11 protein-coding genes are annotated in these 16,078 nt (G+C 65.7%); 3 read left to right on the top strand and 8 right to left on the bottom strand.

Going from position 1 to position 16,078, the window contains the following annotated elements; genetic code table 11:
* Window positions 1-20: 20 nt before the first annotated feature.
* From J7548_RS16585 to J7548_RS16570, 4 genes are all read right to left on the bottom strand, one after another.
* Window positions 21-3,269 (bottom strand): efflux RND transporter permease subunit, encoded by a 3,249-nt coding sequence (locus tag J7548_RS16585; protein ID WP_290976485.1) that lies wholly within the window; start codon window positions 3,267-3,269, stop codon window positions 21-23.
* A gap of 4 nt (window positions 3,270-3,273) precedes the next feature.
* Entirely contained in the window at window positions 3,274-6,423 is a 3,150-nt protein-coding gene (locus J7548_RS16580) for an MdtB/MuxB family multidrug efflux RND transporter permease subunit (RefSeq protein ID WP_290976482.1), read from the bottom strand.
* Window positions 6,424-6,432: 9 nt separating this feature from the next.
* The gene (locus J7548_RS16575; RefSeq protein ID WP_290976479.1) at window positions 6,433-8,016 is read right to left on the bottom strand and encodes an MdtA/MuxA family multidrug efflux RND transporter periplasmic adaptor subunit; all 1,584 of its coding nucleotides are present in this window, start codon (window positions 8,014-8,016) and stop codon (window positions 6,433-6,435) included.
* Window positions 8,017-8,389: 373 nt separating this feature from the next.
* Window positions 8,390-8,926, bottom strand: coding sequence for a Spy/CpxP family protein refolding chaperone (locus J7548_RS16570; RefSeq protein ID WP_290976476.1), 537 nt, complete (start codon window positions 8,924-8,926; stop codon window positions 8,390-8,392).
* A 212-nt stretch (window positions 8,927-9,138) separates the two neighbouring features.
* On the opposite strand from J7548_RS16570, the gene J7548_RS16565 reads away from it, so the two are divergent.
* The gene (locus tag J7548_RS16565) at window positions 9,139-9,876 is read left to right on the top strand and encodes a response regulator (RefSeq protein ID WP_290976473.1); all 738 of its coding nucleotides are present in this window, start codon (window positions 9,139-9,141) and stop codon (window positions 9,874-9,876) included.
* A 7-nt stretch (window positions 9,877-9,883) separates the two neighbouring features.
* Window positions 9,884-11,263: an ATP-binding protein gene (locus J7548_RS16560; protein WP_290976470.1), complete on the top strand. Its 1,380-nt coding sequence runs from the start codon at window positions 9,884-9,886 to the stop codon at window positions 11,261-11,263.
* An 88-nt stretch (window positions 11,264-11,351) separates the two neighbouring features.
* On the opposite strand, the gene trpS is transcribed toward J7548_RS16560, so the two are convergent.
* The 3 genes from trpS to J7548_RS16545 all read right to left on the bottom strand — a co-directional run bounded on the left by trpS (window position 11,352) and on the right by J7548_RS16545 (window position 14,362).
* Window positions 11,352-12,389 (bottom strand): tryptophan--tRNA ligase, encoded by a 1,038-nt coding sequence (trpS, locus tag J7548_RS16555; RefSeq protein WP_290976467.1) that lies wholly within the window; start codon window positions 12,387-12,389, stop codon window positions 11,352-11,354.
* 301 nt (window positions 12,390-12,690) lie between these two features.
* Window positions 12,691-13,380: an isochorismatase family protein gene (locus J7548_RS16550; RefSeq protein WP_290976464.1), complete on the bottom strand. Its 690-nt coding sequence runs from the start codon at window positions 13,378-13,380 to the stop codon at window positions 12,691-12,693.
* A 76-nt stretch (window positions 13,381-13,456) separates the two neighbouring features.
* Window positions 13,457-14,362 carry a pirin family protein gene (locus J7548_RS16545; protein WP_290976461.1) on the bottom strand — a complete coding sequence of 302 codons (906 nt, stop codon included), beginning with the start codon at window positions 14,360-14,362 and terminating at the stop codon, window positions 13,457-13,459.
* 121 nt (window positions 14,363-14,483) lie between these two features.
* Between J7548_RS16545 and J7548_RS16540 the strand changes: the two genes are divergently transcribed.
* The gene (locus J7548_RS16540) at window positions 14,484-15,386 is read left to right on the top strand and encodes a LysR family transcriptional regulator (RefSeq protein ID WP_290976458.1); all 903 of its coding nucleotides are present in this window, start codon (window positions 14,484-14,486) and stop codon (window positions 15,384-15,386) included.
* A gap of 72 nt (window positions 15,387-15,458) precedes the next feature.
* On the opposite strand, the gene J7548_RS16535 is transcribed toward J7548_RS16540, so the two are convergent.
* Window positions 15,459-16,019 (bottom strand): glycine zipper family protein, encoded by a 561-nt coding sequence (locus J7548_RS16535; RefSeq protein WP_290976455.1) that lies wholly within the window; start codon window positions 16,017-16,019, stop codon window positions 15,459-15,461.
* Between the last annotated feature and the right edge of the window lie 59 nt (window positions 16,020-16,078).

Genomic DNA, 16,078 nt, shown 5'->3' with positions numbered 1-16,078 from the left:
TTTCTCCGTGGCGGCCATGCTCATGCCGCCGATGTTTCAGTGCCGCCCTTGTTCCTGCCGAACTTGCGGTAGGTCCAGGCGCGCAGGCGTTCCATGTACAGGTAGACCACCGGCGTGGTGTAGAGCGTGAGCAGCTGGCTCACCACCAGGCCGCCGACGATGGAAATGCCCAGCGGCTGGCGCAGCTCGGCGCCGTCGCCGTGGCCCATCGCCAGCGGGATCGCGCCCAGCAGCGCCGCCATGGTGGTCATCATGATCGGGCGGAAGCGCAGCTTGCAGGCCTCGAAGATGGCGTCGCGCGGCGACAGGCCGCGGTTGCGCTCGGCGTCGAGCGCGAAGTCGATCATCATGATGGCGTTCTTCTTGACGATGCCGATCAAGAGGATCACGCCGATCAGCGCGATCAGGCTGAAGTCGGTGCCGGTGATCATCAGCGCCAGCAAGGCCCCCACGCCCGCCGACGGCAGGGTCGAGATGATGGTGATCGGATGGATCAGGCTTTCGTACAGGATGCCCAGCACGATGTACACCGCCAGCAAGGCGGTCAGGATCAGGAAGGGCTGGCTCGACATCGAGGACTGGAACGCATTGGCCGTGCCGGCGAAGGTGCCGTGCACGCCGGTCGGTACGCCCAGCGCCGCCATGGCGCGCTCGATCGCCTCCGTGGCCTGCGACAGCGAGACGCCCTCGGCCAGGTTGAACGACAGCGTGGAAGCCACGAACTGCCCTTCATGGCTGACCGACAGCGCGGTGGTGGTCGGCTCGAAACGGGAAAAAGCGGCCAGCGGGACCTGGCGTGAAGGCGCGGTGGAGATGGTCTGCGCCAGGCCGCTGTTGGCATTCAACTTGCCGGAAGCCGACAGCGCCGGCGGCGTCGACAAGGTCGAGGTGGTCGGCGACAGGTTGGAAGAACCGGCCAGGCTGACGTAGGTGTCGCGCAGGATCTCGGGGCTTTGCCAGTATTGCGGCGCGGCCTCCATCACCACGTGGTACTGGTTCATGCCGCTGTAGATGGTCGAGATCTGGCGCTGCCCGAACAGGTCGGACAGCGTCGAGTCGATCAGCTGCGGCGTGACGCCGGCGCGCATCGCGGTTTCGCGGTCGATGGTCAGCGTGGTTTGCAGGCCGTTGTCCTGCTGGTCGGTACTGACGTCTTCCAGCTCCTTCAGGTTCGACAGCGCCAGCCGGATCTTGGGCTCCCACGTGCGCAGCAAGGCCACATCGTCCGACTTCAGCGAATACTCGTACTGCGAGTCGCTCTGCCGCGCGCCGATGCGGATGTCCTGCACCGGCACCAGGAACACCCGGGCGCCGGCCACCTTGGCGGTCTTCATGCGCAGGCGGCCGATCACCTTGTCGGCCGACTCCTTGCGTTCGGCCAGCGGCTTCAAGGTGATGAACATGTTGCCGCCGTTGCGCCGCTGGCCGCCGGTGAAGGCCACCACGTCGGCCACGGCGGGGTCTTGCTTGACGATGTCGATGAATTCGTTGAGCTTGACCTTCATCGCCTGGAAGGAGATCGCCTGGTCGCCGCGGATGCCGCCGATCAGGCGGCCGGTGTCCTGCTGCGGGAAGAAGCCCTTGGGGATGGCCTTGTACAGGTAGATGTTCAGGGCGATGGTGCCCAGCAGGATCAGCATCATCAGCGGCGCCGCGCGCAAGGCCCAGGCCAGCGAACGCTGATAGCCCAGCAGCATGTCGTTGAAGATGTGTTCGGTCTGGCCGACGATCTTCTGCCAGAGGGGATGGCGCCGCTGCCGTTCCCGGCGCTTTTCCTCGTCCGAACGCGGGTCGTGGCGCAGCAGCGCCGCGCACATCATCGGCGTGGTGGTCAGCGACACCACCAGCGAGACCAGGATCGCCACCGACAAGGTGATCGCGAATTCGCGGAACAGCCGGCCGACAATGCCCTCCATCAGCAGGATGGGAATGAACACGGCGATCAGCGAAATGCTCATCGACAGCACAGTGAAGCCGACTTCGCGCGCACCCAGCATGGCCGCCTTGACCGGTTTCATGCCGGCTTCGATGTGGCGCGAGATGTTTTCCAGCACCACGATGGCATCGTCCACCACGAAACCGGTAGCGATCGTCAGCGCCATCAGCGACAGGTTGTCCAGGCTGAAGCCGGCCAGGTACATGATGCCGAAGGTACCGATCAGCGAAACGGGAACGGCGACGGCCGGGATCAGCGTGGCGCGCGCGTTGCGCAGGAACAGGAACACCACCATGATCACCAGCGCCACCGACAGCATCAGGGTGAACTCGGTTTCCTTGAGCGAGGCGCGGATGGTGGGAGTGCGGTCCATCACCACCTTCATGTCGATGGCGGCGGGAATCGATGCCTGCAACTGCGGCAAGAGCTGCTTGACGCTGTCGACGGTGTCGATGATGTTGGCGCCGGGCTGGCGGTTGATGATCACCAGCACCGACGGCTTGCCGTTGGCGGAACCGGCGTTGCGCACGTCGGCCACCGAGTCGCGCACCTCGGCCACGTCGGACACCCGCACCGGCGTACCGTTGCGGTAGGACACGATCAGCGGCGCGTATTCGGCGGCGGTCTTGGCCTGGTCGTTGGCGTAGATCTGCCAGTTGCGCGCGCCGTCTTCCAGGATGCCCTTGGGCCGGTTGGCGTTGGTGGCGGCCACCGCGGTGCGCACGTCGGCGCTGCCGATGCCGTACTTGTTCAGGGCCTTCGGGTTGAGCTCGATGCGCACCGCCGGCTGCGAGCTGCCGCCCACGCTGACCTGCCCCACCCCGCGCACCTGCGACAGCTTCTGCGCCACGATGCTGTCGGCGGCGTCGTACATCTGGCCCTGGGTCATGGTGTCCGAAGTCATCGCCAGGATCATGATCGGGGCGTCGGCCGGGTTCACCTTGCGGTAGGTCGGGTTGCTCGGCATGCCGGTCGGCAGCAGGTTGCGCGCCGCATTCAAGGCCGCCTGCACGTCGCGCGCGGCACCGTCGATGTCGCGGTTGAGGTCGAACTGCAGCGTGATGCGGGTCGAGTTCTGCGAACTGGTGGACGTCATTTCGGTGACGCCCGCGATCGCCCCCATGGCCCGTTCCAACGGCGTAGCCACGGTGGCGGCCATGGTTTCCGGGCTGGCGCCGGGCAGCGAGGCCGAGATCGAGATGGTCGGGTAGTCCACCTGCGGCAGCGGCGACACCGGCAGCAGGCGGAACGCCACCATGCCGGCCAGGGCGATGCCGATGGTCAGCAAGGTCGTGGCGATCGGCCGCTGGATGAAGGGCAGCGAAATATTCATGGCATCACACCGCCGGCGGCAGCGATGAGGCTTGGCCGTCGTGGCCATCGTGACCATCGCCGTCGGCGTTCTTCCGGCCGAAACGCTGGCGCATGCGGCGCGCCAGGCTGTCGAAGCCGAGGTAGATCACCGGCGTGGTGAACAGCGTCAGCACCTGCGACACCAGCAGGCCGCCGACCATGGTGATGCCCAGCGGCTGGCGCAGCTCGGAACCGACGCCGCTGCCCAGCATCAGCGGCAGCGCTCCCAGCAAGGCCGCCATGGTGGTCATCAGGATCGGGCGGAAGCGCAGCAGGCAGGCCTGGTAGATCGCCTCGCGCGGGCTCTTTCCCTCGTGCCGTTCGGCTTCCAGCGCGAAGTCGATCATCATGATGGCGTTCTTCTTGACGATGCCGATCAGCAGGATGATGCCGATGATGCCGATGATGCCCAGGTCGCTGCGCGAGATCATCAACGACAGCAGCGCCCCCACGCCGGCCGAAGGCAGCGTCGAGAGAATGGTGATCGGGTGGATGTAGCTTTCGTACAGCACGCCCAGCACGATATACATGGTCACCACCGCCGCCAGGATCAGCCACAGCGTATTGGACAGCGAAGCCTGGAACGCCAGCGCCGCGCCCTGGAAATTGGTCACGGTAGAGGCCGGCATGCCGATCTCTTCCTCGGCCGCCTTGATCGCCTTGACCGCCTCGCCCAGCGAAGCGCCCGGCGCCAGGTTGAACGAGATGGTCGCGGCCGGGAACTGGCCGATGTGGTTGACCACCAGCGGCGCGGTGCGCTCGGTGACGGTGGCGATCGACGACAGCGGCACCTGCTTGCCGGCCGAGGTCACCAGATAGATGCTGTCCAAGGCCTGCGGGCCGCGCTGGAACTCCGGCTTGACCTCCATCACCACGCGGTACTGGTTCGACTGCGTGTAGATGGTGGAAATCAGGCGCTGGCCGAAGGCGTTGTACAGCGCGTTGTCGATGGCGGCGGTGGTGATGCCCAGGCGCGAGGCGGCGTCGCGGTCGATCTGGATATAGGCCTGCAAACCCTTGTCCTGCAGGTTGGTAGCGACATCGGCCAGTTCCGGCACCTGCTGCAGGCGCTCGACCAGCTTCGGCACCCAGGTGCTCAACTCGTCGGGATCGGCGTCTTCCAGCGTGAACTGGTATTGCGTGCGAGATACGCTGTCTTCGATGGTCAGATCCTGCACCGGCTGCATGTAGAGCGTTACACCCGGCACTTGCTGGGCCAGCTTGGGCTGCAGGCGGCGGATCACGTCGGCCGCGGACAGGTTGCGCTCCTCGCGCGGTTTCAGGTTGATCAGCATGCGGCCGCTGTTCAAGGTGGCGTTGGTGCCGTCCACGCCGATGAAGGAGGACAGGCTCTCCACCGCCGGGTCTTCCAGCACCACCTTGGCCAGGGCTTGCTGCTTCTCGCCCATGGCGCCGAAGGAAACCGATTGCGAGGCTTCGGAAATGCCCTGGATCACGCCGGTATCCTGCAGCGGGAAGAAGCCCTTGGGGATGAACACGTACAGCAGCACCGTCAGCGCCAGCGTGCCCACGGCCACCAGCAGCGTCAGGCGCTGGCGGTTCAGCACCCATTCCAGCATCACGCCGTAGCGGGCGATCACGCGGTCGAAGAACAGCTGGCTCTTGTGATAGAACCAGCCCTGCTCTTCTTCCGGCTGGTGGCGCAGCAGGCGCGCGCACATCATCGGCGTGAGGGTCAGCGACACCACCGCCGAGATCAGGATCGACACCGCCAGCGTGACGGCGAATTCGTGGAACAGCCGCCCCACCACGTCGCCCATGAACAACAGCGGAATCAGCACCGCGATCAGCGAGAAGGTCAGCGAGATGATGGTGAAGCCGATCTGCTCCGCGCCCTTCAGGGCCGCCTGCATCGGCTGCATGCCCTCCTCGATGTAGCGCGAGATGTTCTCGATCATGACGATGGCGTCGTCGACCACGAAACCGGTGGCAATCGTCAGCGCCATCAGCGTCAGGTTGTTGATCGAGAAGCCGGCCAGGTACATCACCGCGAAAGTGCCCACCAGCGACAGCGGCACCGCCACGCTGGGAATGATGGTGGCCGGGATATTGCGCAGGAATACGAAGATCACCATCACCACCAGCGCCACCGCCAGCAGCAGCTCGAACTGCACGTCCGCCACCGAGGCGCGGATGGTGGTGGTGCGGTCGGTCAGGATCTGCACGTCGATCGCGCCGGGCAGGCTGGCCTGCAGCTGCGGCAGGATCTTCTTGATGCTGTCGACCACCGCGATCACGTTGGCGCCGGGCTGGCGCTGGATGTTGACGATCACCGCCGGCTGGGTGTTGGCCCAGGCGCCCAGGCGCACGTTCTCGGCGCCGTCGACCACGTCGGCCACATCGGAGACGCGGATCGGCGCGCCGTTCTTGTAGGCGATGATCAGGTTGCGGTATTCGTCTGCCGAACGCAACTGGTCGTTGGCGTCGATGGTGGAGGCGCGCGTGGGGCCGTCGAAACTACCCTTGGCCTGGTTGACGTTGGCGTTGCCGATGGCGGTGCGGATGTCGTCCAGGTTCAGGCCCAGCGCAGCGATGGCGCGCGGGTTCAACTGCATGCGCACGGCCGGGCGCTGGCCGCCCGACAGGCTGACCAGGCCGACCCCGGAGAGCTGCGAAATCTTTTGCGCCAGGCGGGTGTCGATCAGGTCCTGAACCTTGGGCAGCGGGATGGTCTTGGAGGTGACCGCCAGCGTGATGATGGGCGTATCGGCCGGGTTGACCTTGCTGTAGACCGGCGGCATCGGCAGGTCGGACGGCAGCAGGTTGCCGCCGGCATTGATGGCCGCCTGCACTTCCTGCTCGGCGATGTCGAGGTTGAGGTCGAGGTTGAACTGCAGCGTGATCACCGAGGCGCCGCCCGAACTGGTGGACGACATCTGCTTCAAGCCCGGCATCTGGCCGAACTGGCGCTCCAGCGGCGCGGTGACCGAGGACGTCATCACATCCGGGCTGGCGCCGGGATAGAGCGTGGTGACCTGAATGGTCGGGTAATCGACCTCGGGCAAGGCCGACAGCGGCAATTGCCGGTAGGCGACGATGCCCACCAGCAGGATCGCCAGCATCAACAGCGATGTGGCGACCGGCCGCAGGATGAACTGGCGGGATGGATTCATGCGTGCGCCTTATTTGCTGCCGTTGTTGCCGTTGCCCGCACTGCCGCCGGCGGCTTCGCGCTGGCGGCGCAATTCCATCATCTTCTGGCGGCGCTGGTCTTCGGGCAGCTTCTTGATCTCTTCGCCGAATTCGCCGGCATCGATGCGCTTGTTGAGTTCGGCCCAGCGCTTCTGGCGCTCTTCCGGCGACATCTCGCCTGCCCCGCCCTGCTTGCCGGCAGCGGCGTCGCCGGACGGCTGGCCGCCCTGGCCGCGTTTGCCGGAGCGGCGCGGGTTGTCGGCACCGAGCTTGTTGGCCGGATCGTCGGCGCCGCCGCGCACCACGGCTTCCACCTTGGCGCCTTCGCGCAGGCGGTCGATGCCGTCGACCACCACGGTCTCGCCGGCGGCGACGCCGTCGGTGATGGCCGTGACGTCGCCCTGCACCGCGCCGGTCTTGATGTTGCGCACGGTGACGGTGTTGTCGTCCTTGACCACGTAGACGAACAGGCCCTTGGCGCCGCGCTGGATCGCCGCGGTCGGGATCACGGTGGCGCCTTCTTCGGTGTTGAGCAGCAGGCGGATGTTGACGAACTGGCTGGGGAACAGCGCGTAATCGGTATTGGGGAATTGCGCCTTGAGCTTGACCGTGCCGGTGGTGGCATCGACCACGTTATCGATGGTCAGCAGCACGCCGTCGGCCAGTTTCTTCTTCTGCTCGCGGTCCCAGGCTTCGGCGGGCAGCTTGCGGCCGCTTTGCAGCTGGCGCAGCACGTTCGGGATATTGTCTTCCGGAATGCTGAAGATGGCGGTGATCGGCTGCAGCTGGGTGATGATCACCAGGCCATTGGTGTCGCCGGTGGTGATGTTGTTGCCGACATCGGCCTGGCGCAAGCCGAGACGGCCGCTGATCGGCGCGGTCACGCGGGAGAACGACAATTGCAGCCTGGCGCTGGCCAGCGCGCCTTCGTCGGCCTTGACCGTGCCTTCATATTGCTTGACCAGGGCGGCCTGGGTATCGACCTGCTGGCTGGCGATGGAGTCCTGCGCCAGCAGGGTCTGGTAGCGCTTCAGGTCCAGCCGGGCCGAATTGAGCAAGGCGCGGTCGCGCGCAAGCTGGCCTTCGGCCTGGGTGACGGCGACCTGGAAGGTGCGCGGGTCGATCTCGGCCAGCAGGTCGCCGGCCTTGACCAGTTGGCCTTCCTTGTAATGCAGCTTCTGCAATTGCCCGTCCACGCGGGCGCGCACGGTGGCCGTGGCGGTCGGCGTGACCGAACCCAGGCCGTTGAGGTAGACGTCGACGTTCTGCACCTTGGCCTGGGCCACGCCCACCGGCATGGTCTGGGCGCCGAAGCCGCCGCCCAAGCCGCCATTACGCCGCGCCCCCGGCCCGCCTGGGCCGCCCGGTCCCGGACGCCCGCCCGCGCCCATTCCCATGGCGGCCATCTGCTGCGCATCGGCCTTCTTCTTGGACCAGTACTTGTAGCCGCCGCCGGCGGCCAGCGCCAGCACGATGACCCAGAACCACCAGCGCCGCAGGACGCTGCCGCGGGATGGCGAAGACGGGTTCGGATTGGAGGGGGGTTGCTGCCCGGAATTTGCTGTGTTTGTCATGTGATGAAACCAAGCTGCTGATCGCGAAGAAAAGGTCCGGCCGAAGCGCCCATCCGGGTGCTCCGGCTTGAAAGTCGCAAAGGACACGGGATGAAGGCCTGTGTCTGACCCAACCGGGCCTTCATCCGATGTGCTCCGCTACGCTGGATCCGTCGCGCGGATCGCCAGAACATTGCATTCCCGGCAATGCGCGAGGATATCATCCGCCCGCCATGCCCGACCATGGCGGGAGGCTCGCAGTGTACCCAGCAAACCGCCTGCGCGCCACGGGCAACAGGTGTAAAAAATACCGCCCAATAGCCGGCCTGAATGCAAAAGCCTTGCGGTGGACGCCGCAAGGCTTTTGCCGGGGATGCCGGGACCAGCCGCATCCTTACTTGGCGGCCGGAGCGGAGGCGTCGGGCGCAGGCTTGTCGCCATGCGGCGGCCCCTTGCGGTCATGGCGCATATGCTCGAAGCGATGGCGCTCCATCTTGGCGAATTCGGCGTCGAAGGTCTTTTGCTGCTCCGGCGACAGGCCGGCATAGAACTCCTTGGTCGCCGCCACGCGCTGTTCGGCGAAGGCTTCGCGCTTGCGCATGAATTCCAGCTTCTTGTCCAGGCGCTCCGGCGTGGTCATCCTGGCGAACTCCTCCTTGCTCGGACGCGCCGCCTGGTCGAACGGGGCCGGCTTGGTCTTGTCCAGGAACAGCTTCCAGGCGGCTTCCTGGGAAGCGGTGATCTTCAGCTTGTCATGCAGTTCAGCCTGGCGCTTGGCGCGCATCTGCTCGAACCGTGCGATTTGTTCGGCGCTGGGAACTCGACCGTGCGGGCCTTCCGGCGACGGAACCTGGGCGAATGCCGCCACGGTCACGGCGCTGATGCTCACGGCGGCGATGCCGGCCAGGATGCGGGTCTTGAGTTTGAACATGATTTATTCCTTTCGCTGTGTCGTGCTGTCTTTGCACGGTTCCCATTAAACCGGCGGCGTGTATCGCCAGTTTTTCCCCTGTCCCGTCATTTGTATCGTTTTGTATATGCGGGCAGGCCGTCGAGTATCGTTTTGTGTCTTGCCCAACCCTTGTTAAGAGGCGATACAAATCCCCCCTCTTCGGGCTTAACAACTTCGGCATAATGCGATGCATGGATACAAATACTCACATCCTCATCGTCGACGACGACCGCGAGATCCGCACCCTGCTGGCCGAATACCTGGCCGGCAACGGCCTGCGCACGCTGACCGCCACCAATGGCGCGGAGATGCGCAAGACGCTGGAAGAATCCCGGGTCGACCTGATCGTGCTCGACCTGACGCTGCCCGGCGAGGACGGGCTGACCCTGTGCCGCAACCTGCGCGCCGCCTCCAACATCCCCGTGATCATGCTGACCGCGCGCGGCGAGCCGCTGGACCGCATCCTCGGGCTGGAAATGGGCGCCGACGACTACCTGGCCAAACCCTTCGAGCCGCGCGAACTGTTCGCGCGCATCCGCAGCGTGCTGCGCCGCACGCAGGCGCTACCGCCCAACATGGCGCAGCCGGATGCGGCGGCCATGCGCTTCGCCAACTGGACGCTGGACCTGACGGCGCGCCACCTGGTGGACCGGGATGGCGTGGTGGTGGCGCTGTCGGGCGCCGAGTTCCGCTTGCTCAAGGTATTCCTCGACCATCCGAACCGGGTGCTCAACCGCGACCAGCTATTGGAACTGACCCAGGGCCGCGAGTCGGACCCGTTCGACCGCTCGGTGGATATCCAGATCAGCCGCCTGCGCCAGAAGCTGGGCGACGACGCCCGCACGCCGGCGATCATCAAGACCGTGCGCAACGAAGGCTATGTGCTGGCCACAACCGTGACGGCGGAAACCGCCGGCCGCGCGCAATGAGGGATTTATGAAGGATTTCGCAAGCTCCATCGGCAACCGCATCTTCGTGCTGCTGCTGGCCGGCATCGTGGTGGCCATCGCCGCCACCACCTGGCTGGCCTCCAACGAGCGCAAGAGTTCGCTGCGCGAACTGCGCTACCAGCACCTGGCAGAGCGCATCGAGCAGCTCGTGCAAGCGGTCGACGATATCCCGGCCGAGCAACGCGCCATCGTCCTGCAGGCCGCTGCCAATTTCGGCTTCGAAGCGAATATCGTGGGCGACATGAACGACGCGGCCGGCGCCAATGCCAGCAGCGGCCCGGTGATCGACCTCCTGCAGGCGCGGCTGGGCACAGAGCGCAAGATCGCGGTGCAGCGCGAGACCGAATGCGCCTCGCCCTACCGCGACGGGCGCCTGGCCGAAGCCCCGCGCCGGGAAACCTGCCGCGTGGTATACGTGAGCCTGCACGACCACAGCCTGCTGCGGCTGCGCCTGCACCAGCCGGGCGAACCACCGGTCCTGCGCGGACGCGGCGCGCCATACGGCCTGCAATACATCGCGCTGTTCCTGCTGCTCATCGCCATGCTGGCCTATCTGGTGGCGCGCATGGCCACCCGCCCGATCCGCAAGCTGGCGCAGGCCGCGGCGGAGCTGGGGCGCGACATCGACCATCCGCCGCTGCCGGAAACCGGCCCCACCGAGATCCGCCAGGCGGCGCACGCCTTCAATGCCATGCAGGCGCGCATCCGGCGCCAGATCCAGCACCGCACGCATATGCTGGCGGCCATCACGCACGATCTGCAGACGCCGCTGACGCGCATGCGGCTGCGGCTGGAAAAGGTGGCCGATCCCGAATTGCAGCAAAAGCTGATCGACGACCTGGGCGTGATGCACGGCATGGTGCGCGAAGGCCTGGACCTGGCGCGCAGCATGGATTCGTCGGAAAAAATCCAGGCGCTGGATATCGACTCACTGCTCGACAGCGTCTGCGCCGATGCCGCCGATGCCGGGCAGGATGTGGAGCTGGAAGGCAATACCCGCGCCTTCGTCATGGCCCAGCCGGGCGCGTTGCGTCGCTGCCTGACCAACCTGATCGACAATGCCTGCAAATACGGCCAACTGGCGCGCGTGAGCATTGCACTGGAACAGCAGCGCGTGGCGATCCGCATCCGCGACCGGGGCCCCGGCATCCCGGAGTCGGAACTGGAATCGGTATTCGAACCCTTCTACCGCCTGGAGGTATCGCGCTCGCGCGATACCGGCGGCACCGGGCTGGGACTGACCATCGCGCTCAATATCGCCGAGAACCACCAGGGTTCGCTGAAGCTGCGCAACCTGCCTGAAGGCGGGCTGGAAGTACTGCTGGAACTGCCGGCGATGCCGGCCGGCAAACCCCGCGCAAGCTGATACGACGCCACGGCAGCGGCAAAAGAAAAGGCGCATCCCTTGCAAGGGGATGCGCCTTTTTTACTGGCAGCGATCGATACCGCGGATATCAGCCGAAGTAGTTCAGGCCCAGCGCCGCATTGACTTCCGACATGGTCTGCGCCGCCACCGCGCTGGCGCGCTCGGTGCCGCGCTTCAACATGGCCAGCACTTCGCCGCGGTCCTTGGCGTAATGCTCGCGGCGGGTGCGGATCGGCTCCAGCATCTCTTGCAGGATGCCTTCCAGGCGGCGCTTGACCACGCTGTCACCGAGGCCGCCGCGGGTGTAATGGGCCTTCAGTTCTTCCACCGCGGCGCGGTCGGGATCGAAGGCGTCGAGGAACATGAACACCACGTTGCCTTCGACCTGGCCCGGATCGTCCACGCGCAGGTGGTTGGGGTCGGTGTACATGCGATGCACGGCCTGCTTGATCTCGGCCGGGGTCGCGCCCAGCGCGATCGAGTTGCCCAGCGACTTGCTCATCTTGGCCTTACCGTCGATGCCGGGCAGGCGCGCCGTTTCCGACAGCACTTCCTTGCACTCGACCAGCACGTCGCGGCCGACGGTGGCATTGAATTTGCGCACCAGCTCGTTGGTCTGCTCGATCATCGGCAACTGGTCGCCGCCCACCGGCACCAGCTGGCCCTTGAAGGCGGTGATGTCGGCGGCCTGGCTGACCGGATAGGTCAGGAAGCCGGCCGGGATGTCGCGCTCGAAGCCGCGCAGGCGGATCTCTTCCTTGATGGTGGGGTTGCGCTCCAGGCGCGACACCGTCACCAGGTTCAGCAGCACCATCGACAGTTCGTACAGCTCGCGCACCTGCGACTGGATGAAGATGGTCGACTTTTCCGGGTCGATGCCGACGGCGAGGTAATCCAACGCCACTTCCAGCACGTTGTCGGTGACCTTCTGGTGGCGGCCGACGTTGTCGGTCATGGCCTGGGTGTCGGCCAGCAACAGGAACTGGTTGGCGGTTTCCTGCAGCGCCACGCGCGACTTGAGCGAGCCGATGTAATGGCCGAGGTGCAGCGGGCCGGTGGGACGGTCGCCGGTGAGGACGGTGGGGCGTGCGGCTGGAGCGTTGGATGCGGGTGTGTTCGAAGACATGGACATTCCTGATCTGGTCGATTATCTGGAATGCCGCCGGTTCCGAAGCGTAAAAACAATGCCGCCGGAACCGGCGGCATCACATTGTCAAACTGTAACTGTGTGAAAACGGGCCGCCCGGGTCAGGCGCGCCACCAATGCTGGGTTTTCGGGAGTTGGATACGGAAAAGCATGGCAGCGAGTATAGCATTGCCGGCCGCCGATGTTGCGCCGCACCGCCCGCCGAAGCCGAAAAAAGCCGGCTTCGGCGGCAACCGGGATGACGCGCAGGCTTATCCCCCGCCCCGCCGCTACGTTTGCCTCACGCGCGCTGCGAATCCAGTTGCTCGTCGTTGCGGGCCACTTCCTGGGCCTTGGCATAGCTTTCGATCAGCAGCTGGTACGGCGGGAACACCGAACTGTAGGCTTCGGCCCATTGCAGCGCATCTTCGCGGTTCCAGGTCTTTTGCACCTCGGAACAGACGGCGGCCGTGTCCATCGGCACCACGCCAGCCTGCACCACGCGCGCCAGGGTGATCTCCTGCGCCATCTTCGAGTAGGTGCCGGAGGCATCGATCACGGCAAACACCTGGTAGCCCGCATGCACCGCGGCGATACTCGGGAACGCCATGCATACGCTGGTGATGGTGCCGGCGATGATGAGCTGCTTGCGGCCGGTGGCCTTGACCGCGGCCACGAATTCGGGGTTGTCCCAGGCGTTGATCTCGCCCTTGCGCGCCACATACTGCGCATGCGGAGCGTATTTATGGATTTCGGGAATGAGCGGACCGTTCGGGCCTTGCGGCACCGAAGCCGTGGTGATGACCGGGATCTTCGCCAGCGTCGCGATCTTGGCCAGGGTGGTGGCGTTGGCGCGCAGTTCGGTCATCGGCATGTCCTTGACGGTCTGGAACAGGCCGCTCTGGTGGTCGATCAGCAGCATCGCCGCATCGTCCGGGTTGATGATGGGGCGTACGCCGTTGAAATTGGCCGGGATATTGGATGTGCTCATGGTGTGCTCCTTTTGAAATGGAAAAAATGCTCCTCGATGGCGGCAGGCCCGATGCGGCAATGGGCCTGCCGGCTGCTTACTCGACGGTTTCCTGCCGCTGTCCGGCCGCAGGCGTTGCCGGCGCGATGCGCCCGAATTGACCGCCGTTGAAATCGTCAATCGCCTGGCGGATCTCGGCTTCGCTGTTCATCACGAACGGGCCGTAACCCACCACCGGCTCATCGATCGGTTCACCGGACAGCCACAGCAGCGTGGCATCGTTGTTGGCTTCGATTTCTACGTCGCTGCCAGCGCGGTCGAAATGCACCAGTTGCCCTTCGCGGGCGACGTCGTTGCCGTTGACCAGCACCGTGCCGTGCAGCACGACCATCGCCAGCGAATGGCCCGCCTTCGCCTCGAAGCGGGCAATGCCGCCCTGGCGGATGCGCACGTCCCACACGTCCATCGGCGTGAAGGTTTGCGCCGGGCCGCGCCGGCCGCCGAACTCGCCGGCGATCACGCGGACCCGGCCGGCGCCCTCAGGCAGCTCCACCGACGGAATCTGCGCATCCAGCAACGTCTGGTAGCGCGGCGACGCCATCTTGTCCCGGGCCGGGAGGTTCACCCACAGTTGCACCATTTCGATGGTGCCGCCGCGTTCGGTGAAGGCCTTGGAGTGGAACTCCTCATGCAGGATGCCGCCGCCGGCGGTCATCCATTGCACGTCGCCGGGGCCGATGCGCCCGCCTGCGCCGGTAGAGTCCCGGTGCTCCAATTCACCCTGGTAGACGATGGTCACCGTTTCGAAGCCCCGGTGCGGATGCTGGCCGACGCCGCGAGGACGCACGGCGGGCTCGAAACGGGTCGGGGCGGCATGGTCTAGCAGCAGGAACGGGCTCAGGTGCCGACCCAGGCCGTCGTAGCCGAACAGCGAACGCACCGGGAATCCGTCGCCAACCCAGTGTTGGCGGGGGGCGCTATAGATGCCGAGGATCTTCTTCATGCTCATCTCCTGATAAGCCACGCAACATGCTGTGGCGTCATGAGCAGAATAGGATTGAAACGATCCAGGCGGTAGATGCTAATATTTGCCATCAGTGTCCTATTTAAAGAACGATAAAGCCATGCGCGACCTGAATGACCTCTACTACTACGTGCAGGTGGTGGAACACGGCGGCTTTTCCCCGGCGGGGCGCGCCCTGGGCGTGCCCAAATCCAAGCTGAGCCGGCGCATCGCCTTGCTGGAGGAACGCCTCGGCGCGCGCCTGATCCAGCGCTCGACCCGGCGCTTCGCCGTTACCGAGATCGGCCAGACCTACTACAGCCATTGCAAGGCGATGCTGGTGGAAGCCGAGGCTGCCGACGAATCAGTGGCCCGCATCCATGCCGAACCGCGCGGCATCGTGCGCATGACCTGCCCGGTGGCGCTGCTGGATGCGCGCATTGCCGGGATGGTGGCGGCCTTCATGGTGGCCTACCCTGGCGTGGAGATCCATCTGGAGGAAACCAACCGGCGCGTGGATGTGGTGGGCGAAGGCATCGACGTCGCCATCCGGGTGCGCCCGGGGCCGATCGAGGACAGCGACCTGGTGATGCGCGTGCTGGCCGAGCGCGGACAATGCCTGGTGGCTTGCCCCGACCTGCTGGCCAACGGCATTCCGACGATGCCTGCCGACCTGGCCGGCCTGCCCAGCATGGGACTGGGCCTGCCCCAGCAGGAACACGTCTGGAACCTGATCGGGCCCGATGGCGCCGAGGCCGCCGTGCGCCACCATCCGCGCCTGATCACGCGCGGCATGCTGGCCTTGCGGACCGCCGCCGTGGCCGGCGTGGGCGTCGTGCAGTTGCCCTCGATGATGGTGCAGGAGCAGATTGCCCGCGGCGAACTGATTCATGTGATTCCCGGCTGGGCGCCGCGGCGCGAGATCATCCATGCCGTGTTCGCTTCGCGCCGGGGCTTGTTGCCGGCGGTACGGGCACTGGTGGATTTTCTGGCGGCGCAATTCCAGGCGCTGGATGAGGATTGAGCCGCTTGGACCTGCTTCAGCCATAAAAAAACCGCATCCGATGGATGCGGTTTTTCGTTATAGGGACATGGTTCAATACGCGCCCGGCGGCGGCCCGTAGTACACCGGCGGAGGGCCGTAGTATCCCGGAGGAGGCGGCGGCGCGTAGTAGTAGCGGCGCGGATAATAGGTATAGGTGGTGACCTGGCGCTGGCTCTCGACCTGGTTGCCCTTGCTGTACATGCATTGGGTATAGGTCATGTCGTAGCGCTGCTGCATCGAATAGTTGCCGCCGGCGGCCGCATTGCTGCCGGCGGCGCTGCCGACCAGCAAACCGCCGCCTGCGCCGATGGCCGCACCGGCCCCGGCATTGCCCGACGCCGCGCCGACCAATGCGCCGGCCACAGCGCCCACCGCGGTGCCTACGGCCGCGCTGTTGGTCACGCTGTTCTGGGTCTGCTGCGCCTGGCCACCGATGGCATCCTGCGCATATTGCTGGCACTGCGCCTGGTCGGCGCGGAACTGTTCATAGCTCTTGCCCTTGCCGGGCATGGCCATGACCGAAGGACCGGTCGGCACGCTGACGCAGCCGCCGAGCGCCAGCAAGGCGCCGATGGCGGTGGCCGCCGTGGCGGTCTTGTAAATGGTTTTCACGATATGTCCTCGCTGTGTCCTGGGCCGCTGCCGGCATCGCGGCAGCGCCATCTCCGGCC

It is taken from the genome of Herbaspirillum sp. (assembly GCF_017744395.1).
Classification (GTDB): domain Bacteria; phylum Pseudomonadota; class Gammaproteobacteria; order Burkholderiales; family Burkholderiaceae_D; genus Herbaspirillum.
Note: the sequence above shows the minus strand (reverse complement) of the source record. Positions and strands in the feature narration are given on the sequence as shown.

Bases quoted from the DNA above. Each gene is read 5' to 3' on its own strand.
- J7548_RS16585 (WP_290976485.1), bottom strand. From the start codon at position 3,269: ATGAATATTTCGCTGCCCTTCATCCAGCGGCCGATCGCCACGACCTTG.
- J7548_RS16580 (WP_290976482.1), bottom strand. From the start codon at position 6,423: ATGAATCCATCCCGCCAGTTCATCCTGCGGCCGGTCGCCACATCGCTG.
- J7548_RS16575 (WP_290976479.1), bottom strand. From the start codon at position 8,016: ATGACAAACACAGCAAATTCCGGGCAGCAACCCCCCTCCAATCCGAAC.
- J7548_RS16570 (WP_290976476.1), bottom strand. From the start codon at position 8,926: ATGTTCAAACTCAAGACCCGCATCCTGGCCGGCATCGCCGCCGTGAGC.
- J7548_RS16565 (WP_290976473.1), top strand. From the start codon at position 9,139: ATGGATACAAATACTCACATCCTCATCGTCGACGACGACCGCGAGATC.
- J7548_RS16560 (WP_290976470.1), top strand. From the start codon at position 9,884: ATGAAGGATTTCGCAAGCTCCATCGGCAACCGCATCTTCGTGCTGCTG.
- trpS (WP_290976467.1), bottom strand. From the start codon at position 12,389: ATGTCTTCGAACACACCCGCATCCAACGCTCCAGCCGCACGCCCCACC.
- J7548_RS16550 (WP_290976464.1), bottom strand. From the start codon at position 13,380: ATGAGCACATCCAATATCCCGGCCAATTTCAACGGCGTACGCCCCATC.
- J7548_RS16545 (WP_290976461.1), bottom strand. From the start codon at position 14,362: ATGAAGAAGATCCTCGGCATCTATAGCGCCCCCCGCCAACACTGGGTT.
- J7548_RS16540 (WP_290976458.1), top strand. From the start codon at position 14,484: ATGCGCGACCTGAATGACCTCTACTACTACGTGCAGGTGGTGGAACAC.